Origin of the sequence: Micromonospora sp. WMMD712, from assembly GCF_029581295.1 — a bacterium.
Lineage (GTDB): Bacteria > Actinomycetota > Actinomycetes > Mycobacteriales > Micromonosporaceae > Micromonospora > Micromonospora carbonacea.
This window is the reverse complement of record NZ_CP120743.1, coordinates 4,706,802-4,731,964: the sequence shown is the minus strand read 5'-3', so window position 1 is coordinate 4,731,964 and position 25,163 is coordinate 4,706,802. Positions and strand designations below refer to the sequence as shown.

Annotated in this window: 22 protein-coding genes; 7 read left to right on the top strand and 15 right to left on the bottom strand. The window is 73.7% G+C overall.

Translation table 11 applies throughout. The features are described from left to right. The first annotated feature begins 166 nt into the window (after positions 1 to 166). Positions 167 to 1,039 carry an alpha/beta hydrolase gene (locus O7633_RS20600; RefSeq protein WP_282323574.1) on the top strand — a complete coding sequence of 291 codons (873 nt, stop codon included), beginning with the start codon at positions 167 to 169 and terminating at the stop codon, positions 1,037 to 1,039. On the opposite strand, the gene O7633_RS20595 is transcribed toward O7633_RS20600, so the two are convergent. Then, positions 1,028 to 1,360 carry a hypothetical protein gene (locus O7633_RS20595; protein WP_282323573.1) on the bottom strand — a complete coding sequence of 111 codons (333 nt, stop codon included), beginning with the start codon at positions 1,358 to 1,360 and terminating at the stop codon, positions 1,028 to 1,030. The genes O7633_RS20600 and O7633_RS20595 overlap by 12 nt on opposite strands. Before the next feature lie 29 nt (positions 1,361 to 1,389). On the opposite strand from O7633_RS20595, the gene O7633_RS20590 reads away from it, so the two are divergent. After that, the gene (locus tag O7633_RS20590) at positions 1,390 to 1,551 is read left to right on the top strand and encodes a hypothetical protein (RefSeq protein WP_282323572.1); all 162 of its coding nucleotides are present in this window, start codon (positions 1,390 to 1,392) and stop codon (positions 1,549 to 1,551) included. A gap of 112 nt (positions 1,552 to 1,663) precedes the next feature. Here O7633_RS20590 and O7633_RS20585 read toward each other — a convergent pair whose 3' ends face one another. The 3 genes from O7633_RS20585 to O7633_RS20575 form a co-directional block, all read right to left on the bottom strand. Further along, positions 1,664 to 1,852, bottom strand: coding sequence for a DUF397 domain-containing protein (locus O7633_RS20585; protein ID WP_282323571.1), 189 nt, complete (start codon positions 1,850 to 1,852; stop codon positions 1,664 to 1,666). After that, entirely contained in the window at positions 1,843 to 2,637 is a 795-nt protein-coding gene (locus O7633_RS20580; RefSeq protein ID WP_282323570.1) for a helix-turn-helix transcriptional regulator, read from the bottom strand. Before O7633_RS20580 ends, O7633_RS20585 begins: the two co-directional genes overlap by 10 nt. A gap of 189 nt (positions 2,638 to 2,826) precedes the next feature. After that, positions 2,827 to 4,314, bottom strand: a complete 1,488-nt coding sequence (locus O7633_RS20575; RefSeq protein WP_282323569.1) for an ATP-binding protein — start codon at positions 4,312 to 4,314, stop codon at positions 2,827 to 2,829. A gap of 99 nt (positions 4,315 to 4,413) precedes the next feature. Here O7633_RS20575 and O7633_RS20570 point away from each other — a divergent pair, with 99 nt between their 5' ends. Beyond that, positions 4,414 to 4,602, top strand: coding sequence for a hypothetical protein (locus O7633_RS20570; protein WP_282323568.1), 189 nt, complete (start codon positions 4,414 to 4,416; stop codon positions 4,600 to 4,602). Between the two features lie 111 nt (positions 4,603 to 4,713). Next, a complete protein-coding gene (locus tag O7633_RS20565) occupies positions 4,714 to 6,075 on the top strand; it encodes a DNRLRE domain-containing protein (protein ID WP_282323567.1) in 1,362 nt (453 codons plus the stop codon). Between the two features lie 46 nt (positions 6,076 to 6,121). Here O7633_RS20565 and ccsB read toward each other — a convergent pair whose 3' ends face one another. From ccsB to hemL, 6 genes are read right to left on the bottom strand one after another with little or no spacing between them, the layout of a single operon-like run. Beyond that, positions 6,122 to 7,111: a c-type cytochrome biogenesis protein CcsB gene (gene ccsB, locus O7633_RS20560; RefSeq protein WP_282323566.1), complete on the bottom strand. Its 990-nt coding sequence runs from the start codon at positions 7,109 to 7,111 to the stop codon at positions 6,122 to 6,124. After that, entirely contained in the window at positions 7,111 to 8,832 is a 1,722-nt protein-coding gene (locus O7633_RS20555; RefSeq protein WP_282323565.1) for a cytochrome c biogenesis protein ResB, read from the bottom strand. The genes ccsB and O7633_RS20555 overlap by 1 nt, the downstream gene beginning before the upstream one ends. Then, a complete protein-coding gene (locus tag O7633_RS20550; protein ID WP_282323564.1) occupies positions 8,832 to 9,758 on the bottom strand; it encodes a cytochrome c biogenesis protein CcdA in 927 nt (308 codons plus the stop codon). The genes O7633_RS20555 and O7633_RS20550 overlap by 1 nt, the downstream gene beginning before the upstream one ends. After that, complete coding sequence (locus O7633_RS20545) at positions 9,758 to 10,333, bottom strand: TlpA disulfide reductase family protein (protein ID WP_282323563.1); 576 nt, start codon at positions 10,331 to 10,333, stop codon at positions 9,758 to 9,760. Before O7633_RS20545 ends, O7633_RS20550 begins: the two co-directional genes overlap by 1 nt. Further along, the gene (locus tag O7633_RS20540; RefSeq protein WP_043961327.1) at positions 10,333 to 10,980 is read right to left on the bottom strand and encodes a histidine phosphatase family protein; all 648 of its coding nucleotides are present in this window, start codon (positions 10,978 to 10,980) and stop codon (positions 10,333 to 10,335) included. Before O7633_RS20540 ends, O7633_RS20545 begins: the two co-directional genes overlap by 1 nt. Before the next feature lie 3 nt (positions 10,981 to 10,983). Beyond that, complete coding sequence (gene hemL / locus O7633_RS20535) at positions 10,984 to 12,321, bottom strand: glutamate-1-semialdehyde 2,1-aminomutase (protein ID WP_278130902.1); 1,338 nt, start codon at positions 12,319 to 12,321, stop codon at positions 10,984 to 10,986. 176 nt (positions 12,322 to 12,497) lie between these two features. On the opposite strand from hemL, the gene O7633_RS20530 reads away from it, so the two are divergent. Next, positions 12,498 to 12,833 (top strand): STAS domain-containing protein, encoded by a 336-nt coding sequence (locus O7633_RS20530; RefSeq protein ID WP_282323562.1) that lies wholly within the window; start codon positions 12,498 to 12,500, stop codon positions 12,831 to 12,833. Between the two features lie 134 nt (positions 12,834 to 12,967). Here O7633_RS20530 and O7633_RS20525 read toward each other — a convergent pair whose 3' ends face one another. Both O7633_RS20525 and O7633_RS20520 read right to left on the bottom strand, forming a co-directional pair. Next, positions 12,968 to 14,617: an ABC transporter permease gene (locus tag O7633_RS20525; RefSeq protein ID WP_282323561.1), complete on the bottom strand. Its 1,650-nt coding sequence runs from the start codon at positions 14,615 to 14,617 to the stop codon at positions 12,968 to 12,970. Then, complete coding sequence (locus O7633_RS20520) at positions 14,614 to 15,531, bottom strand: ABC transporter ATP-binding protein (RefSeq protein ID WP_282323560.1); 918 nt, start codon at positions 15,529 to 15,531, stop codon at positions 14,614 to 14,616. Before O7633_RS20520 ends, O7633_RS20525 begins: the two co-directional genes overlap by 4 nt. Positions 15,532 to 15,618: 87 nt before the next feature. Here O7633_RS20520 and O7633_RS20515 point away from each other — a divergent pair, with 87 nt between their 5' ends. Beyond that, positions 15,619 to 16,131: a MarR family transcriptional regulator gene (locus O7633_RS20515; protein ID WP_278130896.1), complete on the top strand. Its 513-nt coding sequence runs from the start codon at positions 15,619 to 15,621 to the stop codon at positions 16,129 to 16,131. A 151-nt stretch (positions 16,132 to 16,282) separates the two neighbouring features. Here O7633_RS20515 and O7633_RS20510 read toward each other — a convergent pair whose 3' ends face one another. Both O7633_RS20510 and O7633_RS20505 read right to left on the bottom strand, forming a co-directional pair. Further along, a complete protein-coding gene (locus O7633_RS20510) occupies positions 16,283 to 16,837 on the bottom strand; it encodes a response regulator (protein WP_074475491.1) in 555 nt (184 codons plus the stop codon). Further along, on the bottom strand, positions 16,834 to 21,201 hold the full coding sequence (locus tag O7633_RS20505; RefSeq protein ID WP_282323559.1) for a HAMP domain-containing protein: 4,368 nt from the start codon (positions 21,199 to 21,201) through the stop codon (positions 16,834 to 16,836). The genes O7633_RS20510 and O7633_RS20505 overlap by 4 nt, the downstream gene beginning before the upstream one ends. Before the next feature lie 212 nt (positions 21,202 to 21,413). Between O7633_RS20505 and O7633_RS20500 the strand changes: the two genes are divergently transcribed. Further along, positions 21,414 to 23,495, top strand: a complete 2,082-nt coding sequence (locus tag O7633_RS20500) for a SpoIIE family protein phosphatase (RefSeq protein ID WP_282323558.1) — start codon at positions 21,414 to 21,416, stop codon at positions 23,493 to 23,495. Positions 23,496 to 23,716: 221 nt separating this feature from the next. Here the strand turns inward: O7633_RS20500 and O7633_RS20495 are convergent, their stop codons facing one another. Then, the gene (locus O7633_RS20495; RefSeq protein WP_282323557.1) at positions 23,717 to 25,075 is read right to left on the bottom strand and encodes an FAD-binding oxidoreductase; all 1,359 of its coding nucleotides are present in this window, start codon (positions 25,073 to 25,075) and stop codon (positions 23,717 to 23,719) included. Positions 25,076 to 25,163: the final 88 nt, after the last annotated feature.

Here is a 25,163-nt window from a genome sequence, read left to right as displayed (position 1 = left end):
TCTGTAGAGGAAGGGCCCCCTGTTAACAAGCCCGGTCGCCGGGCGGCGCGCGTCTCCCCAGTCGACCGGCGCTCGTTGGTACGGGTGGCGGCGCGCCGGATGATCGGCCGCCGGGGTCGGGACGGGGCGGGACGGGGGCGGGACGGGGGCGGCGATGGGGGCGGCGATGGGCGACGGACGGGTGCCGGCGGGGTTCACCGAGCAGCGGACCCGGGTCGGCGCGGTGGCGATCAACTACGTCCGGGGCGGCCGGGGGCCGACCCTGGTGCTGCTGCACGGCTACCCGCAGTGCTGGCGGATGTGGCGGGGGCTGCTGCCGGAGCTGGCCGACTCGTACCACGTGATCGCCCCCGACCTGCGCGGCTTCGGCGACAGCGACGCCCCGCCCGGCGGGTACGACAAGAAGACCCTCGCCGCCGACCTGCACGGGCTGCTGACCGGCTTGGGCCTGGCCGAGTACATCCGGCTGGTCGGCCACGACGTCGGCACCATGGTCGCGTACGCCTACGCCGCCGCGCACCCCGATCAGGTGTCCCGGCTGGTGCTGACCGAGGCGCCGATCCCCGACGAGAGCATCTACGCGTTCCCCGCGTTGACCGCCGCCGGGCCGGCGGTCTGGAACTTCGGCTTCTTCAACCTCGCCAACGGCCTGCCGGAGGAGCTGGTCGCCGGCCGGGAGGCGCTCTGGGTGGACCGCTTCACCGACTCGCTCATGGTGCGCAAGGGCAGCATCGACGCGGGCGACATCGAGGAGTACGCCCGGCATCTGACCGACCCGGCGCACCTGCGGGCCAGCTTCGCCTACTTCCGGGCGTTCGGGCAGGACGTCGCGGACAACGCGGCGTACCGGAAGCGGCCGCTGCCGATGCCGGTGCTCGCTGTCGGGGCCGCAGCCAGCCTCGGCGGGCAGGTGGCCGACCAGGTGCGCCGGTACGCCCGCACGGTCGAGGGCCGCGTCGTCGAGGACTGCGGCCACTGGCTCTTCGAGGAGCGCCCGGCCGAGCTGACCGCCCTCCTGCTCCCCTTCCTACACGACTGACCCCACCCCTGCCCCGCACCGCCCCGGATCGGGAAGAGCCGGGTCGAGGGGGGCATGCAGCAGGCGGTTGACGAAGGTGGAGATGGTGTGCGCGCCGATGCCGAGCACGGCGTCCAACGCGAGCCGGGGCCGCCAGCCGGCGGCGAGGAAGGCGGCCAGCTCCTCGTCGGGGACGTCGCCCAGGTGATCGACGAGTACGGCGGCGGTGAACCGGCGCAGCGCTTCGAGTCGCGGTTCGGGCAGCGCCGCCCCGACGCGCAGCGCTTCGATCAGTGCCGCGGTGCCGGCGTGTCGGGCCAGGATGGCGATGTGCATGGCCACGCAGAGGTGGCAGCCGTTAGCTGCGGCCGGTGCACGGCTTCGTCCTCCAGGCCGTCGGCCCGGCCGGCACGACCGCCAGCGAGCTGGGTCAGCTGGGCGAGCAGCGGGTGAACGCCCTGGAGGACGACCTGCGCCGGGTCGCCCAGCCGAACTTCTTCCGGCTCGACGTCCCGGGCTGGTTCGGCACCTGACCGACCACCGGGGCCCGCACCGGCAACACCCGGAACAGGTGAACAGGAAGCAGTAGGCGCAGCCAACGACAAGCCAGCGCAGGCTACCGGCAGCAACAGCGCACAGGCCGGCTCAGCCGGCGGTGGCCAGCTCCACGAAGGACCGCCAAGCGCTCGGCGTGAAGGCCAGCACCGCGCCGTCGCGGTCCTTGGAATCGCGTACGAGCACCCGGCCGGGCAGGTTGTCGGCCACCTCGACGCACGCGCCGCTGTTGTTGCCGCTCCGGGCGGACTTGCGCCACCGGGCACCGGTCAGGTCCATGGCTTGAGGATCTCCTCGATCAGGTCGATCGACTGCTGGCGGGACAGTGCGTCGCTGCGCACACTCTCCCACCTTCGCAGCAGCGTCGCCATCCCCTCGACCTCGTCCACCACCGTGCCGCCGATCTGGTTGTCGAGGAAGCCCGTCCAGTCGCCTTCGGCCGACCAGCCGAGGATGAACGGCCCGAACAGCCCGGCGTGCAGCCCCAGCCCCATCGGCAGCAGGTGCACCCGGATGTGTGGCCGCCGGGCGCAGTCGAGCAGGTGGCGCAACTGGCCGACCATCATCTCGGCCGTGCTCTCGGAGAATCGGCGTAGCGCGGTCTCGTCGATCACGGCGGTCAGGTGGGCCGGGTCGTCCCCGCCGAGGATGCCCTGCCGGTCGAGGCGGGCGGCCACCATCTCCTCGACGCGATCGGGCGTGAGGGCGGAGTCCAGCCGGAAGACCGCCCGCGCGTAGTCGGCCGTCTGCAACAGGCCGGGCACCATCATGGGCTCGAAAGTACGGAGCTGGGCGGCCTCCCGTTCCGCCTCCAGCCAGGGCCGGAACCAGATCGGCTCCCGCTCCCGGCGGCCCAGCGCGCGCAGCGCGACGAAGAGCCCGCCGGTGCCGAGCACCTCGTCGGCGCGCTTCAGGTAGGTGAGCGTGGGGGTGGCCTGCCCCAACTCCACCGCCGAGATCAGCGACGGCGAGTAGTGCGCTCGCCGCCCGTACTCCTCCTGGTTGAGCCCCGCCGCGCCCCGCAACCGACGAAGCTGGGCGCGGATCACCACCGCTGTAGACATCTGCTCACCCATCCGACACTCCGCGCTGGAGAAGAGAAACCCACCGGGTGGACGGCGGGACACGACCTGCCGGAACGTAGCGACTCGCGCGCGGAATGTCAGCACTTGGCGGGCAAGTTGTGGAGAGGTTGTGGAACGACGATGGCCGAGATGCGTCGGCAAGAACGGGTGACCTGGGCTGAGCGCCGCTCAGTCCGCGTACAGGCGGGCGGCGTCGACGAGGACGACGTCCGGCCGGCGCGCGGACTCCCAGACCACCTCGTCGGTGAAGCCCTCGGCACTGGCCAACAGCAGCCGGGCGCCCGCCGCGTCGAGCCCGGGGCGCCCCACCAGCAGGTCACGTGCCCGGCCCAGCCGCTCCAGGTCGGGGCGACCCAGGATCCGCCCCCACTTGACCTCGCCGATCGCCAACAGCGGCCGCGCGCCGTCACCGAGGGGCGGCTCACCGTAGGCGACCAGGTCCAGTTCGTGGGCGGTCCGGGTGGACGGATCGGTCAGGGTAGCCGCGCTCGCCTCGGCCACGACCCCGCCGAACGTGTCGGGATCGGCGAAGCGGAGGGCCCACTGGCGCACGAGTTCCTCGAAGGTGGGCCCCAGCACCGCGCTGGCGTACCGACGCTGGGAGCGCCGCCAGACGTCCGCGCCCCGCCGCTGCTCCAACGCCGTCCAGGCCGGTCGCATCACAGCCTGGTAGAAGGCGATGAGAGGCTCGGTGATCCGGTACCGGCTCCGCCCGCTACGCAGCGGATCCGGCTCCCGCGCGAGCAGGCCCGCATCCTCCAGGATGGTCAGCGGGTGTTGCAGGTCCGTCGCCTTCCGACCGATGTAGCCGGCGATGCCACCCCTGGTCGCGTTCCCTTCCGCCACCGCCGCCAGGACCGAGTGGTAGAGCGCGGTGTCCCGCAGGTCGGGGTCCTCGGCGAGCAGGTAGCGCGCCTCGCGGAACAGCGGACGGGCCGGGTTCAGCACCGCGCGCACCACCCAGTCGTCGAAGTCGTCCGGGCCGGTCGGCGCGTCGTCTTGGACGTACTCGCGCCGGTAGGCGGGCGTCCCGCCGACGATGGAGAAGACCTCGACGGCCAGAACGGGGTCGCCGAGCCCCCAGAAGGCCGCCGCTGCCCGATGGTCCAGCGGCTGCACCGGAAGCTCCAGCCCGGCGCGGCCCCGCAGCGGTGCCGAGCCGGCGAGCAGCCCGCCCATGAAGGAGAGCGCGGACCCGCACAACAACAGTCGGGTACGGGAGCCGGTGCGCTCCGGACGGCCCGGGGTCAGCGCGTGCTGGATGATCGACGGCAGGTCCCGCGCAGCCCGCACCAGGTACGGGAACTCGTCGATCACCACGGTTACCGGCCGGTCGCGGCCGAGCGCGAGGAGGGCGTCCACGGCGCTGCCCCAGTCGGGCAGCTCGACGGGGCCCGGCGCACCGCTGAACTGCCCGAGCGCCGCGCCGAGGCGGCGGAGCGACTCTGTGGCCGTGGCCTCGGTGGCACCGAAGTAGAAGCCGCCCGTCGCCCGCGCCAGCTCATACAGCAACAGCGTCTTGCCCTGGCGTCGCCGGCCGCTGACGACTCCGAGGGTCGCGCCCTCCCGAGAGTCTGCGGCGAACCGGGTCAGCTCGGCCCACTCGACGTCCCGGTCGAAGATGCCTTCAGGCTTGCCCAGTACCACCGCAGCCACCACATTTCTTATAAGTACAGTTCTAAGAAGTGTAGTTATACATCTCGCAGAAGCGGGTTCGTGCTCGCCGGAACGAGCACCCGGCGACACGATGGGGGCATGAGCGACGCGTACGTCTCCGGCGACCCGGACGGCCTCTCGCCCCTGCTGGTCCGCATCCGCGACGCCGTGGCGCGGGAGCTGCACGCCCAGCTCGCCATGCGGTCGGACCGGATCGAGCTGGCCGACGTTCCGGAGATCGCCTACCAGGTGACGCGCCGGGTCGACGAGGTGATCACCCGACGGTGACCGGACGTTGACACGACGGTGACGGGGCCCGGGGTCCACTCGCCGGGCATGGGCGGGCCGGGAGGCAGCGCCGCGAGCCGTGGCGGTCGGCCGGCCCGGACGGAGATCACCATGAGCAGACGCGCTCCCCACAGCGTGCTGGCAGCCCTCGCCCTCGTGGCCGGGCTGCTCGGCGGCGCGCCGCCGGCAGCGGCGGCGACCACCACCGTGACGTTCCTCCCCAGCCAGGACACCTACGTCAGCTCGTCGAGCCCGAACACGAACTTCAACGACACCAACTCCCTCATGGTCGGGGCATCCCCGACCCGGATCTCGTACCTCCAGTTCACGGTCACCCGGCTGTTCGATCCGGTCACCAGCGCCCGCCTCCGGCTGCACGTCCAGAACACCGCCAACGCGCCCAGCCCGGCCGGCGGCACGGCGCGGGAGGTCGGCACCGACTGGTCGGAGCGCACGCTGACGTACGCCACCCGGCCGCCGTCGATCGGCGGACCGCTCGGCTCGCTCGGCACGGTGCGCAGCAACACCTGGTACGAGCTGGACGTCACCAGGGCCGTCACCGGCAACGGCTTCGTCGCCTTCTCCCTGTCGTCCGACAACCCGAACGGGGCCTTCTACGACAGCCGGGAGGTCCCCAATCTGTCCCCGCAACTGATCGTCCAGACCGGGCCGCCGGCCACCGGCAACAACGTGCTGCTCAACGGCGGCGACATCTCCGCGTGCAGCACCACCGGGGCGGCGCAGACCGCGCAGATCGTCGCCCGCGAGCCCGGCACCGTGATGGCCGGCGGCGACCTCACCGACAGCGGTACGGCGGACCAGCTCGCCAACTGCTACGGCCCGACGTGGGGCCAGTTCAAGGACCGGACGAAGCCGATCCTCGGCAACCACGACTATCTGACCGCCAACGCCAAGCCCACCTTCGACTACTTCGGCCCGGTGCTGCCGCCCGGCAAGGGGTACTACTCCTTCGACCAGGCCGGCTGGCACATCGTCGTGCTCAACACCAACTGCTCGGAAGTGGGCGGCTGCCAGGCCGGCTCGGCGCAGGAACGGTGGCTACGCGCGGACCTGGCCGCGCACCCGACCCGCTGCACCCTGGCCCACTACCATCACCCGCTGTTCAGCTCCGGCGGCCGGCAGTCGTCGAACGTCCGGCCCCTGTTCCAGGCGCTCTACGAGGCCGGTGCCGAGATCGTCATCAACGGGCACAACCACCAGTACGAACGGTTCGCCCCGCAGGACCCGTCCGGGGTCGCCGACCCGGCCCGGGGCATCCGGGAGTTCGTGGTGGGCACCGGGGGGCGTTCGCTCCAGAGTTCGTTCCCCGAGCCCGCCGCCAACAGCGAGGTCAAGAACGGGCGCACCTTCGGGGTGCTCAAGCTGACGCTCTCCCCGGCCAGCTACACCTGGCAGTTCCTGCCGGTGGCCGGCGCCACCTTCACCGACTCGGGCACCGGCACCTGCCACTGACCCGGTCCGGGTCCGGCGCGCGCGTGCGGGTCGGGCCCGGCGGGGGTCAGCTCACCCCGGCGTACGAGTGCAGGCCGGTGAAGAAGAAGTTGACGCCGAACAGGTTCATCAGCACGGTGAGGAAGCCGACGACGGCGAGCCAGGTCGCCACGTTGCGGCGCACGCTCGGGGTGGCCCGGGCGTGCAGGTAGCCCGCGTAGACCACCCAGGAGATGAACGCCCAGGTCTCCTTCGGGTCCCAGCCCCACGGCCGGCCCCACGCGGCCTCCGCCCAGATCGCCCCGGCGATCACCGCGAAGGTGAAGACCGGGAACGCGAAGGCGTGCAGCGAGAAGGTCAGCCGCTCCAGGCCGGCGGCCGCCGGCAGCCGCTTCGCCAGCGTGTACGGGAAGCTGCGCTTGCCCTGCTCGTAGCCGTTGCGCATGAGGAACGCCACCGCCGGCACGACACCCAGCAGGAAGATGCCGGACGAGAAGCTGATCGTCGACACGTGCACGACGAACCAGTAGGAGTTGAGCGCCGGCGTCAGCGGCACCACCTCGACATAGAGCTTCAGCTCGGCGAACGCCAGCAGCAGCACCATGACGAGGGTGAGGAACAACCCGAGGCGACGCAGCGAGGGGCGCTTCCACAGCACGGCGAGCCACGCCGCCGTGCCGATGAACGACACGGTCAGCACGAACTCGTACATGTTGCCCCAGGGCATCCGGTCGGCGGCGATGCCGCGGGTGACCGTGGCCCCGAGGTGCAGTGCCGCGGCGAGCACGGTGATCCACACCGCGACGCGGCCGGCGAGCCGGCCCCGGGCCGTCGCACGGTCGACACCGGCCGGCGGGGCGTCGGCCTTGGCGACGGGACCGTCGGAGCGGGCGGCGCTCCCGGCACCCACCCCCGCCCCGACCAGCTCGCGCGCGGGCGCGGCGGGCCGGGCGACGGCGCGGGCGTTGCCCAGGGCGTACTCGACGGCGTGGCTGATCATCGCGATCAGGTACGCCAGGGTCGCGAACGTGACCAGCTGGTCGGAGAGTGCGGACATCACTGCGCTCCTTCTCGCGTCCCGGCCGGGCCACGCGCTGTCGCCTCGCCGGCCCGCTCGCCCGGCGTCCCGTCGCCGCGGATGGCGGCGACGAGCTGCGCGAACTCGTCGGCGAACCCTGGATAGTCGGTGCGCGGCAGGCCACCGGCCTCCACCAAGCTACTACCGGCCGTCGGAGATCCACCGGCGGGGTCCGCCGCGGACTCCGCCGCCCCGGTCGCCGGGGGCGTCCCGGCCGGCGTGACGCGGAACCAGACCCGGCGGCGCTTGCCGACCAGCGCGCCCATGAGGCCGATCAGCAGCGTCGTCGAGCTGACCAGCAGCAGAGCCGAGCCGGGGTCGTACCGGACCGAGATCGTGACGTACGGCTGCGTGCCGACGAACTCCAGCACGCTGCCGTCGTCCAGCGTCCACTTCTCGCCGACGGCGAGCTTGCGGTCGCCGATCTGCTTGAGCTTGCCGTTGCTGACCTGGCGCTGGTCGAGCTGGTAGACCGAGCCGGGGATGCCGGCGTCCATGCCCAGGTTGCCCCGGTAGGCGACAAGCACCACCGCCGGGTTGCGCTCGGTCGGGAACTCCGACCGGGTGAACGGGGGCTGCTGCGGCGCGGTGGGCAGGTAGAGCCCCTCGAAGGCGACCTGGAGGTCGGCGTTCCGCTTGCCGGTGGCCGGGTCGACGTTGACGTCGGGGAACGCGGCCACGCCCTCGCTGGTGAGGGTGGCGTCCCCGGTGGTCAGGAACGGGAAGTTGCTGGTCTGCGTCTTGCCGTAGCGGTCGGTGTAGCGCAGGACCGGCGCGTAGCCGTGGCCGAGCAGGTAGACGTTGGCGCCGCCGAGGCGCAGTGGGTCGTTCACCGAGAAGGACGCGGTGCGGGTGGCCCGGCCCGCCTCCTCCACGTCGACCGTGGCCCGGTACGACTCCGGCTGCGTCGACTCCAGGAACGTCGCGTCGAACCTCTTCAGCGTCAGGCAGAACGGCGGCAGGTCGGCGCTGTCGACGCGCGGGCCGAGCTTGGCCTCGGCGTACTGCTGCCGGGTGTTGCAGAATGCGTTGTCCGCGCCGGCCACCAGCAGCTTGTTGCCGTGCCAGCCGTACCACGAGCCGAGCGCGACCCCGAGCAGCACGGCGATCAACGAGGTGTGGAACAGCAGGTTGCCGGTCTCCTTGAGGTAGCCCTTCTCGGCGGAGACCTCGGTGCCGCGCACCTGGACCCGCCAGCGGCGGCGGCGCAACTCGGCGGCGATGGCCTCGACGGCCGCGGTCCCCTCGACGGTTGCGGGACCGGCGGTGGCGACGCCGGCCAGCACGGCGTGCTGGGGCAGCCGGTCCAGCCGCCTCGGCGCGGCCGGCGGCTTCGCCCGCAGGGCGCGCACGTGGTCGCGCAGCCGGGGCACGATGCAGCCGATCAGCGAGGTGAACAGCAGCAGGTAGATCGCCGAGAACCAGACCGAGCCGAACACCTCGAACGCGCCGATCCGGTCCAGCTTCGGGGCCAGGTCGGGGTGCTCGACGAAGTACTTGTTGACGTTCTCCGGGTTGACCCCGCGCTGCGGCAGCACCGAGCCGGGGACGGCGGCGACCGCGAGCAGGAAGAGCAGGATCAGCGCCGTACGCATGCTGGTGAGCTGCCGCCACGAGTTGCGCAGCAGGGCCAGCACGGGGTTGGGCCGGCGGCGGGGGGCGTCGGCCGGCGGGGCCGGCCGGTCCTCGACGACCGTCATCAGATGCTCACCTCGCCCACGCCGACGGTGGTCTGCAACCAGATCACGAAGTTGGTCCACCCGCCGGTGACCAGCGCCAGGCCGATCAGGATCAGCAGGACCCCGCCGACCCGGGTGACCCAGCGGCTGTTGCGCCGCACGGCACGGAACACCCCGAGCAGCCGGTGGAAGGCCAGCCCGAAGACGACGAACGGCACCCCCAGCCCGAGGCAGTACGCCACGGCGAGCACCACGGCCCGGTCGAGCTGCCCGCCGGGGGTGGCCATGCCGAGCACCGCCGCGAGGGTCGGGCCGGTGCAGGGCATCCAGCTCAGCGCGAAGACCGCGCCGAAGACGGGGGCCCCGAGCAGACCGGCGGCGGGCAGCCGCTGGATGCGGAACTCCCGTTGCAGGCCGGGGAGCACCCCGACGAAGGCCAGCCCCAGCACGACGATCAGCGCCCCCGCGCCGATCTCCAGCTGCCGCTCGTACTGGATGAGGACCCGGCCGACGCTGGCGAAGAGGATCGCGGTGGCGGTGAAGACGGCGGTGAAGCCGGCGATGAAGAGCAGCGTCCCGGCGAGCACCCGCCCCTTGACGGCCGCGCCGGTCCGGCCGCCCTCCCGGGTACGCTCCGCCGTCCGTTCCTGCACGGCGACCCCGCCGCCGGCCGGGTCGCCGGGGCCGGTCGCCGCCCTGCCACCGGCCGGCTCCCCCGACCGGGGGGTGTTAACAGGGGGCCCCTGCTCTACAGAAGGCGTTAACAGGGGGCCCTTCCTTGCGCTCTCCAGGTCGGTGCCGGCGAGGCCCGTGACGTAGGACAGGTAGCCGGGGACCAACGGGAGGATGCACGGGGAGAGGAAGCTGACCAGCCCGGCGAGCGCCGCCGCGCCGATGGCCAGCAGCAGCGGGCCGCCGCTGGCGATGTCGTGGAAGGTCTCGCCCATCAGCGGGAACCGTCGGACGCGGGCTGCTCGGCGGCGATCCGCTCGACGATCGGTCGCAGCCGGTCCTGGGTGACCGCCGACCGGATGACCACGGCGACCCGGCCGTCCCGGTCGAGGATCACGGTGGCGGGGATGGTGTTCGGCGCGATGTCGAAGGCGAGGGCGAGCCGGCTCGGCGGGTCGAACAGGCTCGGGTAGGTGACCCGCCCCTCCTCGAACGCGAGCGCCTTGTCCCGGTTGTCCTGCACGTTGATGCCCAGGAACGTCACCCCGGAGCCCTTCGTCGCCTGGTAGGTGGCCTCCAGGTCGTCGGCCTCGGCCCGGCAGGGCGGGCACCAGGAGCCCCAGAAGTTGACCACGACGACCTGCCCGAGGTCCTTCGCGATGTCGTAGCTGCCGCCGGTGAGCAGCTCGCCGGTCAGCTTCGGCGCGGCGGAGCGCTGGTCGGGGGCGCACTCGATGACCCCGTCGGTGGTGGCGCAACGCCGCTCCTGGCTGTCGCCGGAGCAACCGGCCAGCGCCGCCGTGGCCGTCACGGCCGCGAGCAGTCCGGCGATCCACCTTCGGGCTGGCATCAGGCCCCCTTGGCCGTCCGGGCGGTCGGCGATGTGGCGACGAGGTGCGCGGCGGGCTCCGAGTAGCCGATGCCCACCACCTTCGCGCCGTCGAAGTGGAACGAGGTGAGGCTGGCCAGCCCGCACTGCCGCTTGCGCGGGTCGTGCCAGAGCCGCTTGCGCTCGACGTACCGGCGCAGGGTCCAGATGGGGAGCTGGTGGGAGACCAGCACGGCCTCCCGGCCCTCGGCGGCGACGCGGGCGGCGTGCAGGGCGGCGAACATCCGCTCGGCGATCGCCCGGTAGGCCTCGCCCCAGCTCGGGGTGACCGGGTCGCGCAGCACCCACCAGTTGCGCGGGTCGCGGAACGACCCGTCGCCCGGGGAGACCTTCTTTCCCTCGAACCAGTTGGCGCTCTCGATCAGCCGCTCGTCCACCCCGACGGGCAGGCCGAACTGGGCGGCGATCGGCTCGGCGGTCTGCTGGGCGCGTTCGAGCGGGCTGGCCACCACGTGCACCACGTGCCGCTCGGCGAGCCCCTGGGCCGCCGCCTTGGCCATCTGCACGCCCAGCTCCGACAGGCGGAAGCCGGGCAGCCGGCCGTAGAGGATCTGGCCCGGGTTGTGCACCTCGCCGTGCCGCAGCACATGGACCACCGTCTTGCTCACCGGTTACCCCCCGTTGCCTGCCGCTGCCGCCGCGCCCGCCGCCGCCGGCAGGGCCGAGGCGATCCGCTCCAGGGCGGCGTCGTCGATCGCCGCCGAGACGAACCAGGACTCGAACGCGCTCGGCGGCAGGTAGACGCCGTCGGAGAGCATCGAGTGGAAGAACGCCCGGAACGCCGGGACCTGCTGGGTCCGCGCGCTGTCGTAGTCGACCACGTCGGCGTCCGTGAAGAAGATCGAGAACATGCTGCCCGCGTACGACAGGCGGTGCGGGACCCCGGCGGCGGCCAGCGCGTCGGAGGCGAGCTTGCCCACGACGGCGGCCGTGTCGTCGAGCCGGCGGTAGACGGCGTCGTCGGCCAGCCGCAGCGTGGCCAGGCCGGCGGCGCACGCGAGAGGGTTGCCGGAGAGCGTGCCGGCCTGGTAGACCGGCCCGGCCGGGGCGAGCCGCGCCATGATCTCCGCGCGCCCGCCGAAGGCCGCGGCGGGCAGCCCGCCGCCCATGACCTTCCCGTACGTCCACAGGTCGGCGTCGACCGGGTCGAGCCCGTGCCAGCCGGAGCGGGACACCCGGAACCCGGTCATCACCTCGTCGACGATGAGCAGCGCGCCGTGCGCGTGGGCGATCCGGGCGAGCTGGGCGTTGAACCCGTCGCGCGGGGCGACCACGCCCATGTTGCCGGCCGCCGCCTCGGTGATGACGGCGGCGATGTGCTGCCCCTGCGCGGCGAACGCCTCCTCGACGGCGGCGACGTCGTTGTACGGCAGCACGATGGTCTCGCCCGCCGCCGCGCCGGTGACGCCGGGCGAGTCGGGCAGGCCGAGGGTGGCCACGCCGGAGCCGGCGGCGGCGAGCAGCGCGTCGACGTGCCCGTGGTAGCAGCCGGCGAACTTGATGATCTTGGAGCGGCCGGTGTGGCCCCGGGCCAGCCGGATCGCCGACATGGTGGCCTCGGTGCCCGAGTTGACCAGGCGGACCTGCTCGACCGGGGTCCGGTCGACGATCTCGGCGGCCAGCTCGACCTCGCCGGGGGTCGGGGTGCCGAAGCTGGTGCCCCGGGCGGCGGCGGCCTGGACGGCGTCGACCACCTCGGGGTGGGCGTGCCCGAGCAGCAGCGGGCCCCAGGAGCAGACCAGGTCGACGTAGCGCCGGCCGTCCGCGTCGTAGAGCCAGGGGCCCTCCCCCCGGACCATGAAGCGCGGCGTCCCGCCGACGGCCTGGAACGCGCGCACGGGCGAGTTGACCCCGCCCGGCACGATGGCGCGGGCGCGGTCGAACAGGGCCTCTGAGGCCGGCGCGTCGGCCGGGTAGCGGCCGGATCCGGCGGAAAAGTCATCGGTCACGATGCGGCCATTGTGTCAGCGCCGGACGGCGAATCGGCAGCCACCCCTGATCGGGGTTACCGGGCTCACCCCGGCGATGGGGCTCGACGGGGGGCTGGGACGGTCGCTGCGGCGGGCCCCGCCGCGCCTGGTCGCCTCAACGGGCCGGGTGAGCGGGATCGCGCTAGGCTGACCGGGTGGATCGTGCCGAACTGTCCATCACGGTACACCGGACGGGCGATGAAGCCGTGCTTCGCCTCGCCGGTGAGATCGACATGCTCACGGCCGCCCAGCTCTCGACCGCCGTCAACGAGGCGCTGGCCGACCCGCCGCCGCGCATCGTCCTCGACCTGAGCGGCGTCACCTTCTGCGACTCGCAGGGCCTGGGCACCCTGGTCGTCCTGAGCCGCAAGGCCAGCCACGCGCAGAGCCTGCTGGTCCTGACCAACGTCGGCGACTTCCTGCTGCGCGTCCTGGACATCACGGGCCTGCGCTCGGCCCTGATGATCCGCAACGGCGCGGCCGCCGACTGACCCGGGCACCGGCCGGGCTGATCGCGTCAGCTCGCCGGCCGGGCCGCGTCACTCGGCGGCTGGTCGCGTCAGCTCGGCGGCCGGGTCGCGTCAGCTCGGCGGCCGGGTCGCGTCAGCTCGGCGGCCGGGTCGCGTCAGCTCGGCAGGTCGCGGCGGCGGAACGCCAGCAGACCCGCCGCCGACAGGGCCGCCGCGACGGCGGTGAGCGTCAGCAGCGGCGTCCGGGGCACGGGCCCGCCCAGCACCTGCGGGGTGTGGGTGAACGGCGACAGGTCCAGCAGCCACTGGCTCAGCTCCAGCACCGCGCCGAGCTGGCCGAGCAGCAGGCAGGCCGCGAGCGTCGCCCAGGCCACCCCGACGCTGACGCGCGGCAGCAGGCCGAACAGCAGCACCGCCACGCCGACCAGCACCCACACCGCCGGCACGTGGGCCAGCGCCGCCCCGGTCAGCCGGGGCACCCGCCCGGCGACGTCGCCGGTGCTGAGGCCGTACGCCAGGCCCGTCGCCAGGCCCGTGACGACCAGCACGACCGCCGGGCCGAGCAGGGCGAAGGCGAGGTGGCCGAGCAGCCAGCGGGGCCGGCTGACCCCGGTGGCGAGCACCGGCTCGGCCCGCTGGGCGGTCTCCTCGGCCCGCATCCGCAGCGCGGCCTGGATGCCGTAGCCGGCGGCGGCGAGGGCGGTGATGCTCAGGGTCGCCCCGAGGTACGCCTCCGCGACCGACGCGCTGCCGCCCAGCCGCTCCATCAGCCGGGCGACGGCCTCGTTGCCGTCCACCGCGCCCCCCGCCGCCTCCGCCGCGCCGCCGAGCACCGCGCCCAGCCCCGCCGCGCCCACGGTCCAGCCGATCAGGGCGACCCGGTTGAGCCGCCAGGCCAACCCCAGCGGGCCGGCGAGGGCGGCACCGGCGGTGGCCGGGCCGAGCCGCTGCGGCAGCACGCCAGCGCCGAGGTCCCGCCGGGCGGCCAGCCGCGACGCCAGCGCACCGACCAGGGCGGTCAGCCCGGCCAGCACCGCCAGGGGCCACCACCGCTCGGCGGTGTAGGGGTGGGTGCGCTGGGCCAGGCCCAGCGGGGAGAGCCGGCTCAGCCACTCCACCCCGCCGGCGTCCCCGGCGAGCCGGACCAGGTAGGCCACGCCGAGGACCGCGAGGCCCAGCCCCCGTGCGGCGCCCGCGCTCTCGGTGAGCTGCGCGGCGAGCGCGCCGACGGTGGCGAAGAACATCCCGGCGAGGGTCACCGACAGCCCGAACGCCACCGAGCCGGCGGCCGGCAGGTCGGTGGCGACCAGGCCACCGGCGACGAGCAGCCCGAGCAGCAGGTCCGCCGCGTACGTGACGAGCAGCGCGGCGGCCAGCGGCGCGGCCCGGCCGAGGACGGTGGCGCCGAGCAGCTCCCGCCGGCCCGCCTCCTCCTCGGTGCGGGTGTGCCGGACGACGACGAGCAGGCTGATCAGGCCCACGATCAGGTGCAGCAGCCCGGCCCGCTGGGCGGCGAGCGCGCCGACGCTGTCGCCGTACGCGGGGCCGAGCAGCGCCTCGACCGACGGGTTGCCGGCGGTGGTGGCCAGGTATTCGGCGCGCTGGGCGGCGGTCGGGTACAGCTCGGCGTAGGTCGCCGCGTAGCTGGCGGGGAGGGCGGCGATCACCAGCACCCAGATCGGCAGCAGGACGCGGTCGCGCCGCAGGATCAGCCGGGCCAGGTGCCGGGTGCCGGTGAGCGGCCCGCCCCGCCCGGCGGCTGCACGGCTCGGCGCGCCGCCCGGTGCGGCGACTGCGCGGCTCATCGCGCCGCCCCGGCCGGGGCGGCGTCGGGCGCGGCCGTGCCGTAGTGCCGCAGGAACAGCTCCTCCAGCGTGGGCGGCCGGCTGACCAGGCTGCGTACGCCGATCTCGGTGAGCCGGCGCAGCGCGGCGTCGAGGGCCGGGGTGTCCACGTCGAAGCGGACGCGGTCGCCGTCGACCCGCAGGTCGTGCACGCCGGGCAGCCCGGCCAGCCCGTGCGGCGGCCCGGCCAGCTCGGCGTCGACGCTGGTGCGTTGGAGGTGGCGCAGCTCGCTCAGGGTGCCGGCCTCCGCGGCCCGGCCGGCGCGGATGATCGTCACCCGGTCGCAGAGGGCCTCGACCTCGCCGAGGATGTGGCTGGAGAGCAGGACGGTGCGGCCGTCGGCGCGGGCCCGGCGGACCCAGTGCTGGAAGACCTCCTCCATCAGCGGGTCGAGCCCGGAGGTGGGCTCGTCGAGGATCAGCAGCTCCGCGTCGGAGGCGAGGGCGGCGACCAGGCCGACCTTCTGCCGGTTGCCCTTGGAGTAGGCCCGGCCCTTCTTGCGCGGGTCCAGCTCGAAGGCGGCGAGCAGCTCGTCGCGGCGGGCGCGGTCGAGGCCGCCGCGCATCCGGCCGAGCAGGTCGATCACCTCGCCGCCGGTCAGGTTGGGCCACAGCGTCACGTCGCCGGGCACGTACGCGAGCCGGCGGTGCAGGGCGACGGCGTCGCGCCAGGGGTCGCCGCCGAGCAGCCGGACGGTTCCCGCGTCGGCGCGGAGCAGGCCGAGCAGCACCCGGATGGCGGTGGACTTGCCGGCCCCGTTGGGGCCCAGGAACCCGTGCACCTCGCCCGCGCGGACGGTCAGGTCGAGCCCGTCGAGCGCCCTGGTCCGGCCGAAGGTCTTCACCAGGCCGGAGATCTCTATCGGAGTTTCCACGATTCCGAAGCTACAGTGATTTCAGAAAGTTGTGAAGCATGTGGAACCTGAGGCACGATCTGATACCCGACTGCCAAGGAGAACCCGATGAGCGCCGCCGATCCGCCCCGCCGCAACGAGGAGGCGGTCCACCACTTCGTCGAACGGATGGCCATGGCCTTCGCGGAGGTCGGCTTCCCCCGGATGGCGGCCCGGGTGCTGTTCACGGTCATGAGCGCGGACGACCCGCTGACCGCCGCCGAGATCGGCGAGCGGCTCGGCGTCAGCGCGGCGGCCGTCTCCGGCGCGGTCCGCTACCTGACCCAGTTCGGCATGCTGGTCCGCGAGCCGGTGAAGGGCTCCCGCCGCGACCGCTACCGGCTGCCCGACAACCCCTGGTACGAGGGGACCCTCACCAAGACCGGGATCTACAAGAACCTCATCGACCTCGCCGACGGCGGGGTCGACGCCCTGAACGGACGCGGCACCGTGGCCGGCGAGCGGGTCTCCGAGATGCGCGACTTCTTCGTCTTCGTCCAGGAGGAGATCGACGCGCTGGGCGAGCGCTGGCGGGCCCGGCGCGCCGCCACCGGGCACGACGGGCACCCGGCCGGCCGCTGACCGCCCCGCCGGCCGCCACTCCACCGGCCACCGCGCCTGCCGACCGCCCCTCCGCCGGCCACCGCCCCACCGGTCGACGCGGCCGGCCCGGTGTCACGCGTTCCAGCGGCTCCGGTGCCGCGCGATCCAGAGGACTCCGGTGCCGCGCGGTCTAGAGGCTGTTGCCCCAGCGGGCCTGTTCGAGGAGCTCCACGGCGCGGGCGCGGCCGTCCGGCGCGTCGCCGCGCAGCAGCGCCGTGGCCTCGTCGACCGCGTCGGTGAGCGCCCGCCACTGCGTCTCGCGTTCGCGGACCAGGTCGGACTGCGCCGCCAACTGCCGGGTCTTCACCCACAGCTCCACGAAGACCGACACCTTGGCCCGCAGCACCCACGGGTCGAAGGGCTTGGTCAGGTAGTCCACCGCGCCCACCGCGTACCCGCGCAGGGCGAGCTGGGCGTCCTTGTCGGCGGCGGTGAGGAAGATGATCGGCACGTGCCGGGTGCGTTCCCGCCGCTTGATGTGGCTGGCGGTCTCGAAGCCGTCCATGTCGGGCATCTGCGCGTCCAGCAGGATGACCGCGAAGTCGTCCACCAGCAACTGCTTGAGCGCCGCCTCGCCGCTCTCCACCGCCACCGACTGCACGGGCAGTCCCTGGAGGATCGCCTCCAGGGCCATCAGGTTCTCCCGCCGGTCGTCGACCAGCAGCGCCTTGGCCGTCTGAATCACGAACTCTCCTCGCCTCGGCTGCCGCTCGCCCAGGACGACATCAGCTCGATCAGCTCGTCCAGGTCGACCGGTTTGGTGATGTAGTCGCTGCCTCCCGCCGCGAGCGCGGACTCGCGGTCCCCCGGCATCGCCTTCGCGGTCAGGAAGACGATCGGGAGGTCGGCGAAGTGGTGGTTGCGGCGGATCTGCCGGGTCGTCTCGTAGCCGTCCTGGTCGGGCATCATCGCGTCCATCAGCACGATGTCCACCTCCGGATGCTCGGCCAGCAGGCGGACCCCGTCCGCCCCGTTGTCCGAGTACAACACGGTCATACCGTGCAACTCCAATGCGCTGGTCAGAGCGAAGACATTTCGCACATCGTCGTCGATGATCAGCACGGTCACGCCCTCCAGCCGGCGGGTCCCCGGCGTGTCGGCCGGCTCCGGAAGCTCCAGCGGGGGCATGAGCAGCGACGACGGCAGGCCCGCCCGGGCCGGCGAGGGCGGCGCGGGCGCGACCACCGCGTCCGGCGCCAGCACCTCCGGCACGTAGAGGGTGAACGTCGAACCCTCCCCGGGCGCCGAGCTGACCGTGATCGAGCCGCCGAGCAGGCGGGCCAGGTCCCGGCTGATCGACAGGCCCAGCCCCGTCCCGCCGTAGCGGCGGCTGGTCGTGCCGTCCGCCTGCTGGAACGCCTCGAAGATCAGCGACAGCTTGTCGTCCGAGATGCCGATGCCCGTGTCGATCACCGTGAAGGCGATCACCTGACGGGCGTTGGTCAGCGCCGGCACGTCGAACACGACGTTCTCGGGGGCCGGGGCGATGCGCAGCGTCACCGCGCCGTTGTCGGTGAACTTCACCGCGTTGGAGAGCAGGTTGCGCAGGATCTGCTGCAACCGCTGCGCGTCGGTGACCAGCGCCGGGGGCAGCTCCTTGGCCAGCCGCACCTGGAAGTCGAGGCCCTTCTCCTCCGCCTGCGGGGCGAACGCCTGCTCGACGTACCCCCGGATCTCGGCGAACTGGACCTCCGTCGGCTCGACGTCCATCCGGCCCGCCTCGATCTTCGACAGGTCGAGGATGTCGTCGATCAGGCGCAGCAGGTCCGAGCCGGAGCCGTGGATCGTCCGGGCGAACTCGATCTGCTTCGGGGTGAGGTTCTGCTCCGAGTTCTCCACCAGCAGCCGCGCGAGCAGCAGCAGCGAGTTCAGCGGCGTACGCAGCTCGTGGCTCATGTTGGCCAGGAACTCCGACTTGTACGCCGACGCCCGGGTGAGCTGCTGCGCCTTGTCCTCCAGGCCCAGCCGGGCCAGCTCGATCTCCCGGTTCTGGGTCTCGATGTTGGCCTTCTGCTCCGACAGGAGCTGGGCCTTGTCCTCCAGCTCGGCGTTGGTGCGCTGCAACTCGGCCGACTGCTCCTGGAGCTCGTGGGCCAGCCGCTGCGACTGCGCCAGCAGCTCCTCGGTGCGCCGGTTGGCCTGGATGGTGTTGACCGCCACGCCGATGGTCAGCACCAGCCGTTCCAGGAACGCCAGGTGCAGGTCGGGGAAGGCCGCCACACCGGCGAACTCGATCACGCCGAGCAGCTCGCCCTCGAACAGGACGGGGAGCACCACCAGGTCGGCCGGCGGGGTGTTGGCCAGCCCGGAACGCAGGGTGAGCCGGCCGTCCGGCGAGGCGCTCACCCGGATCGTCCGCCGGGAGAGGGCGGCCTGCCCGACCAGTCCCTCGCCCGGCCCGAACGTGACGTCGTGCCCCCGCGCCACGTACCCGTACGAGGCGGTCAGCCGCAGCCGCATGCTGCCGTCGGAGGTGTCCGCCAGGAAGAACGCGCCGAGCTGCGCGTCGACCAGCGGGGTCACCTCCATCATGATCATCCGGCAGACCTCGCCGAGATCGCGCTGCCCCTGGAGCAGGCCGCCGATGCGGGCCAGGTTGGAGTCCAGCCAGCCCTGCTCGGCGTTCTTCTTCGTCGTCTCCCGGAGGGTGACGATCATCTGGTTGATGTTGTCCTTCAGGTCGGCGACCTCGCCCTGCGCCTCGACCGCGATCCGCTGGGTCAGGTCGCCCCGGGTCACCGACGTCGACACCTGGGCGATGGCCCGGAGCTGGGTGGTGAGCGTCGAGGCGAGCTGGTTGACGTTCTCCGTCAGGTCCCGCCACGTGCCGGAGACGCCCTTCACCTGGGCCTGCGCGCCCAGCTTGCCCTCGATGCCGACCTCGCGGCCCACCCGGGTCACCTCGTCGGCGAACGACCGGAGCTGGTCCACCATCGTGTTGACGGTGTTCTTCAGCTCCAGGATCTCGCCCTGCGCGTCCACCGTGATCTTCTGGCTCAGGTCGCCCTTCGCCACCGCCGTGGTCACCGAGGCGATGTTGCGCACCTGCGACGTCAGGTTCGACCCCATCGAGTTCACGTTGTCCGTGAGGTCCCGCCACGTGCCGGAGACGCCCTTCACCTGCGCCTGACCGCCCAGCTTGCCCTCGGTGCCCACCTCACGCGCCACCCGCGTCACCTCGTCGGCGAACGAACTGAGCTGGTCCACCATCGTGTTCACCGTCGACTTCAGCTCCAGGATCTCACCCCGGGCATCCACCGTGATCTTCTGCGACAGGTCACCCTTCGCCACCGCCGTGGAGACCTGGGCGATGTTGCGCACCTGGGCGGTGAGGTTCGACGCCATCGAGTTGACGTTGTCGGTCAGGTCGCGCCAGGTGCCCGCGACGCCGCGCACCTGGGCCTGACCGCCCAGCTTGCCCTCGGTGCCCACCTCACGCGCCACCCGCGTCACCTCGTCGGCGAACGAACTGAGCTGGTCCACCATCGTGTTCACCGTCGACTTCAGCTCCAGGATCTCACCCCGGGCATCCACCGTGATCTTCTGCGACAGGTCACCCTTCGCCACCGCCGTGGTCACCGAGGCGATGTTGCGCACCTGCGACGTCAGGTTCGACGCCATCGAGTTCACGTTGTCCGTGAGGTCGCGCCACGTACCCAGAACGCCCTTGACCTGGGCCTGACCGCCCAGCTTGCCCTCGGTGCCCACCTCACGCGCGACGCGCGTCACCTCGTCGGCGAACGAGCTGAGCTGGTCCACCATCGTGTTGACGGTGTTCTTCAGCTCCAGGATCTCGCCCTGCGCGTCCACCGTGATCTTCTGGCTCAGGTCGCCCTTCGCCACCGCCGTCGAGACCTGCGAGATGTTGCGGACCTGGCTGGTCAGATTGCCGGCGAGCTGGTTGACGTTCTCGGTGAGGTCGCGCCAGGTGCCGGAGACCCCGCGCACCTGGGCCTGCCCGCCCAGCTTGCCCTCGATACCCACCTCACGCGCCACCCGCGTCACCTCGTCGGCGAACGAACTGAGCTGGTCCACCATCGTGTTCACGGTGTCCTTCAGCTCCAGGATCTCGCCCTGGGCGGCGACGGTGATCTTCTGCGACAGGTCGCCCCGGGCGACGGCCGTCGAGACCTGGGCGATGTTGCGCACCTGCGCGGTCAGGTTCGACGCCATCGAGTTGACGCTGTCGGTCAGGTCCTTCCAGGTGCCGGCGACGTTCGGCACGTCGGCCTGGCCGCCGAGTTTGCCCTCCGTGCCCACCTCGCGCGCCACCCGGGTCACCTGCTCGGCGAAGAGGCGCAGCGTGTCGGTGAGCGAGTTCATCGTGTCGGCCAGCTCGGCGACCTCGCCGCGCGCCCCGACCGTGATCTTCTGCGACAGGTCGCCCTTCGCCACGGCCGTCGCCACCTGGGAGATCGACCGCACCTGGCCGGTCAGGTTCCACGCCATGGTGTTCACCGAGTCGGTGAGGTCCTTCCAGGTGCCGGCCACGCCGCGCACGTCGGCCTGGCCGCCGAGCTTGCCCTCGGTGCCCACCTCCCGGGCCACCCGGGTCACCTCGTTGGAGAACGACGAGAGCTGGTCGACCATCGTGTTGACCGTGCGGCCGATCCGCAGGTACTCGCCCCGCAGCGGGCGGCCGTCGATCTCCAACGCCATGTGCTGGGAGAGGTCGCCGTCGGCCACCGCCACGATCACCCGGGCGATCTCGGTGGTCGGCCGGCCCAGGCCGTCGATCAGCGAGTTGACCGCCCGCTGGTCCTCCGCCCAGGAGCCCTCCAGCCCCTCCTCCTCCAGGCGCTCGTTGAGCCGGCCGTCGCGGCCGACGACCCGGCTGATCCGCAGCAGGTCGCGGTGCTGCCGCTCCTGGAGCGCCACCACCTCGTTGAACGCGTCCGCCACCTCGCCGGCCGCGCCCGCCCGGGGGCGCAGCCGCACCTTCAGGTCGCCACCGCGCACGCGCCGCAGCGCCTCTGCCAGTTCGCCGAGCAGCGCGGCCTGGTCCGGCGCGGACGGGTCCGCGGCTACCTGGTGTTTCGCCGTGGTCATCGCATTCCTCGCTGAGTTCCGGGGGCCGCCGGCGCCCGTCGAACGCACCGGCCGTTCCCTCATTGTGCCCGGCTGGGCTCCCCGGACGCGCCGCCCGCCGGCCCGCCACGCCCGGCGACGCCGCCGTCGCCGGGCCGCGGCCCGTCCGGCGCGACGGCCCCGAGTGCCGGATCAGCTTGGCGCGGGGCCCGGCGGCGGTGGAGGATACGGAGGTGTCAGCGGAGGCGGGGCCGGCGGCGTTCGACGGTCCGGACGAGCGCGTCCGGCGGGTCCGGCTGCCCGCGGACCGGCGCACACCGGCCGCCGCCCGCGCCCTGGTCCGCTCCGTGCTCGCCGCCGCGCGCCTCGACGACCTGCTCAACGAGGCTCTGCTGCTCACCACCGAGCTGACCACCAACGCCGTCGAACACGCCCGCACCGAGCTGGACATCGAGGTCGTCGGCGACGACGTCGGCCTCACCGTGACGGTCTCCGACTTCGCCGCCGGGTCCGTCGACGAGCTGACCATCGGCGTACGCAACGACACCTCGGAGATCAACGAGGTGTCCGAGCGGGGCCGGGGGCTGCTGCTGGTGGACCACTTCGCCAGCCGGTGGGGCACGACCTACCTGCCCACCGGCAAGGGGGTGTGGTTCCGGCTGGACCGGGCCGGCGTCGCCGACGGGCAGCGGGTCGCCGCCGGCCCCCAGGCCGGCGCCGCCGGGGGCACGCCGACGTCGGCCGGCGGCGCGGAGCACGCGGGGCCCAGCGCCGGGGCGATGAGCGAGCTGATGCAGACCGCCCCCGACCAGTACGCCGACGACCCGCTGCCCGACTTCGCCACCGACCTGCTCACCCGGCTCGCCGAGATGGTCGGCGCGGCCGGCGGACTCGTCCGACTCGACCGGGGCGACGGGCTGGGCCGGCAGGTGCTGGCCCGCTACGGTCGCACCCCCCGCACCGGCAACGAGCTGCTGCGGGTGCCGCTGGCGGTGCACCGGCCGTACTCCGGGGAGCTGGAGCTGGACGCGGCCCCCTCGACGTACGCGAGGCCGCTCGCCGTGCTGACCGCCGAGCGGCTCTCGCTGCACCTGGAGAACGACCGGCTGCGCCGGGCCGACGTGCGGCGACAGGCCTGGCTGACGTTCCTGGCCGAGGCGGGCGAGCTGCTCGCCCAGTCCCTCGACGTCGAGCTGACGATGGTGCTGATCCCGCAGCTCGTCGTGCCCCGGCTCGGCCAGTGGTGCGCGGTGCACACGGCCGACGAGTGGGGCCGGCTGCGGCTCGCGGCGGCCACCCACGCCGACGAGTCGGTGCTGCCGCAACTGCACAAGGTGCTCCGCGAGACGGGGACGGACTCGGTGCAGTCCCGGCTGCGGGAGGCGTCCCGGATCGGGTCGCAGGTGCCGCTGGGCGGGCCGATGGAGGGCTTCGCCGTCCCGCTGGTGGCGCGCGGGCAGCGGCTCGGCACCCTGGCGGTGGGCCGCCACCAGCGGCACCGGCACGACCCCGACGAGGTGGCCGTGCTGGAGGACGTGGCCCGGCGGGCGGCCCTGGCCATCGAAAACGCCCGGATCCACGCCGAGCGGCGGCGGGTGGCGCAGACGCTCCAGCGGTCGCTGCTGCCGCCGGTCCTGCCGGTCGTCGACGGCATCGGCTTCGCCGCGGAGTACGTGCCGACCGGCGACGACGCCGAGGTGGGTGGCGACTTCTACGACGTGCTCCCCCTGCCCGACGGGCGCTGGCTCGTGGTGGTCGGCGACGTGTCCGGCAAGGGGGTCGAGGCGGCGGCCGTCACCGGGCTGGTCCGCGACGTCATCCGGGTGCTGGTCAGCGACGGCAAGCCGCTGCCGGAGGCGCTGGGCCGGCTCAACAACACGCTGGTCGAGCGGGGCGGCGGGCGCTACTGCACGCTGGCGCTGGCGGCCGTCGGGCCGGGCGAGGGCGACCAGCTCGACGTGTCCCTGCACCTGGCCGGCCACGACCGCCCGGTGCTGCTGCGGGCCGGCGACGGGGCCGCGTTCGTCGGGGCCGGCGGCACCGCGCTCGGCCTGCTCGACGCGATCGCCTCCCCGGCCACCGAGCTGACCCTGGCCCCCGGCGACTCGCTGATCTTCTACACCGACGGGGTGACCGAGCGTCGGCGCGGCCGGGAGCTGTTCGGCACGGAGCGGCTGCGGGAGTCCGCCGCGCCGCTGGCCGGCTACTCGGCCGACGTGGTGGCCGCCCGGCTGCGGACGACGGCGATCGGGTTCTCGGCCGAGACGCCCCGCGACGACATCGCGATCCTGGTGCTGCGCAACGACCGTCGCTGACGCCCGGCCCTGGCGCGGACCTGCGCCGGGGTCCACGCGGGGGCGGGCCTCCGCGGGACGAGTCCGCGCCGAGCGGGCCTGCGCCGGGCGGGCCGCGCCGGACGGGGCCGCGCCACAATGTCGGCGACATGAGGGTATCCCGGCCCCGGGGATACCGCGATGTCGCCGACATTGCGAGCCGCCCCCACGCCCGGCCGCCCCGGCGAGCCTGCGCGGGCCGGTCAGAGGCCGCCGGGGAGACGGCCCGGGGCCAGGCGCTGGTGCGGGTCCAGGTATTCCTTCGCCGCCCGCAGCCGGGGCAGCGAGGCCAGCTCGCCCCACAGGTCGACAGCCTCCCGCACCGGCGGCGGCGCGGCGACCACCACGCACCGGCCCCGCCGGGCGAGCAGGACGGCCCGCACCCCGGCGACGATGGACGCCACCCGCTCGGCGGGCAGGGTGCCGGGCAGGCCGGCGTGCAGCACCCCCTGCCCGGCGGAGCCCCGCACCGGCACCGGGCCGCCGGCCGCGTCGCGCAGCGCGTAGACGGCCGCGTGCAGATCGCTGACCGGCACCTCGATGCGCAGCGCGGTCTCGCCGGGACCGAACGGATAACGCCGCCACCACTGCGGCGCCGAGCTTTCGATCTTGGCCTCCCCGCCCAGCAGGCCGCGCAGGCCGTCGGCGCGTTCGGCGACGTCGGCGGGACCGCCCTCCAGCAGCACGGTCAGGCTGCCCGCCCCGGCCGGGGTCACCGTGCGCCGGAACATGGCGGGGTGGCGGGCCCTGGCCAGGGCCTCCGGGGAGTCGGGGTGCAGCGGCGGGCGCACCCGGTTGGCCCGGGCCGGCAGGTCCAGCTCCACGGCCGCCGGGTCGAGCCGGGCGGCGAGCACCTCCCGGACCAGGTCGTCGACCTCCAGTGGGCTCCACACCGGGCGGGTGACCCAGGCCTGGCTGGCCGGCACCGGCTGTACCCGCAGGGTGGCCGAGACGAGCACGCCGAGGCCGCCCTGCGACCCGCACAGCAGCCGGGCCAACTCCAGGCCGGGCGCGCCGCCGCCGGCACTGATCAGCTCGCCGGCCGCGTCCAGGTAGCGCAGGCCGACCAGTTGGTCGCAGGGACCGCCGTGGCGGTGCCGCAGCGGGCCGGACTCGTCGGTGGCCAGCACCCCGCCGACGGTGGCCCCGGGCGAGGGCGCGTCGAGGGCCAGCCGCAGCCCCGCCCGCTCCAGGGCGGCCTGGGCGGCCCGCAGCGGGGTGCCCGCGCCGATCTCGGCCACGCCGCCGTCGACCGGCCGGTGGCAGATGCCGGCCAGCCGCCCGGTGTCGAGCATGATGTCGACGTGCGCGGGGGCGACCCCCCAGTCGATCTTCGTGCCGGCGCCCCGGGGCACCACCGTCAGGTCGTGGGCGGCGGCCAGCCGCAGCACCTCGGCCGCGGCCTGCGGGGCGCCGGGCACGGCCACCCACCGGGCCTGCGCGCCGGCCACCTCGTCGGCCGCCCCCGCGAACCGCGCGAAGGGCGGGCCACAGATCTCCGCCAGCCGACGGGTGATGCCCACTGCCCCGGACCGATCGATGGACCCCGCTGCTGCCGCCATGGCCGCAATCGTACATGTGTTCGAACAGTCGGTCGTGCCGCCGGGCCGGCGTCGGGCGTCGATCTCGCCGGGCGGGTGCCGGCGTCCC

Bases quoted from the DNA above. Each gene is read 5' to 3' on its own strand.
- O7633_RS20580 (WP_282323570.1), bottom strand. From the start codon at position 2,637: ATGTCTACAGCGGTGGTGATCCGCGCCCAGCTTCGTCGGTTGCGGGGC.
- O7633_RS20555 (WP_282323565.1), bottom strand. From the start codon at position 8,832: ATGACGGTCGTCGAGGACCGGCCGGCCCCGCCGGCCGACGCCCCCCGC.
- O7633_RS20545 (WP_282323563.1), bottom strand. From the start codon at position 10,333: ATGCCAGCCCGAAGGTGGATCGCCGGACTGCTCGCGGCCGTGACGGCC.
- O7633_RS20495 (WP_282323557.1), bottom strand. From the start codon at position 25,075: ATGGCGGCAGCAGCGGGGTCCATCGATCGGTCCGGGGCAGTGGGCATC.
- O7633_RS20570 (WP_282323568.1), top strand. From the start codon at position 4,414: ATGAGCGACGCGTACGTCTCCGGCGACCCGGACGGCCTCTCGCCCCTG.
- O7633_RS20585 (WP_282323571.1), bottom strand. From the start codon at position 1,852: ATGGACCTGACCGGTGCCCGGTGGCGCAAGTCCGCCCGGAGCGGCAAC.
- O7633_RS20600 (WP_282323574.1), top strand. From the start codon at position 167: ATGGGCGACGGACGGGTGCCGGCGGGGTTCACCGAGCAGCGGACCCGG.
- ccsB (WP_282323566.1), bottom strand. From the start codon at position 7,111: ATGTCCGCACTCTCCGACCAGCTGGTCACGTTCGCGACCCTGGCGTAC.
- O7633_RS20525 (WP_282323561.1), bottom strand. From the start codon at position 14,617: ATGAGCCGCGCAGTCGCCGCACCGGGCGGCGCGCCGAGCCGTGCAGCC.
- O7633_RS20550 (WP_282323564.1), bottom strand. From the start codon at position 9,758: ATGGGCGAGACCTTCCACGACATCGCCAGCGGCGGCCCGCTGCTGCTG.
- O7633_RS20515 (WP_278130896.1), top strand. From the start codon at position 15,619: ATGAGCGCCGCCGATCCGCCCCGCCGCAACGAGGAGGCGGTCCACCAC.
- O7633_RS20505 (WP_282323559.1), bottom strand. From the start codon at position 21,201: ATGACCACGGCGAAACACCAGGTAGCCGCGGACCCGTCCGCGCCGGAC.
- O7633_RS20565 (WP_282323567.1), top strand. From the start codon at position 4,714: ATGAGCAGACGCGCTCCCCACAGCGTGCTGGCAGCCCTCGCCCTCGTG.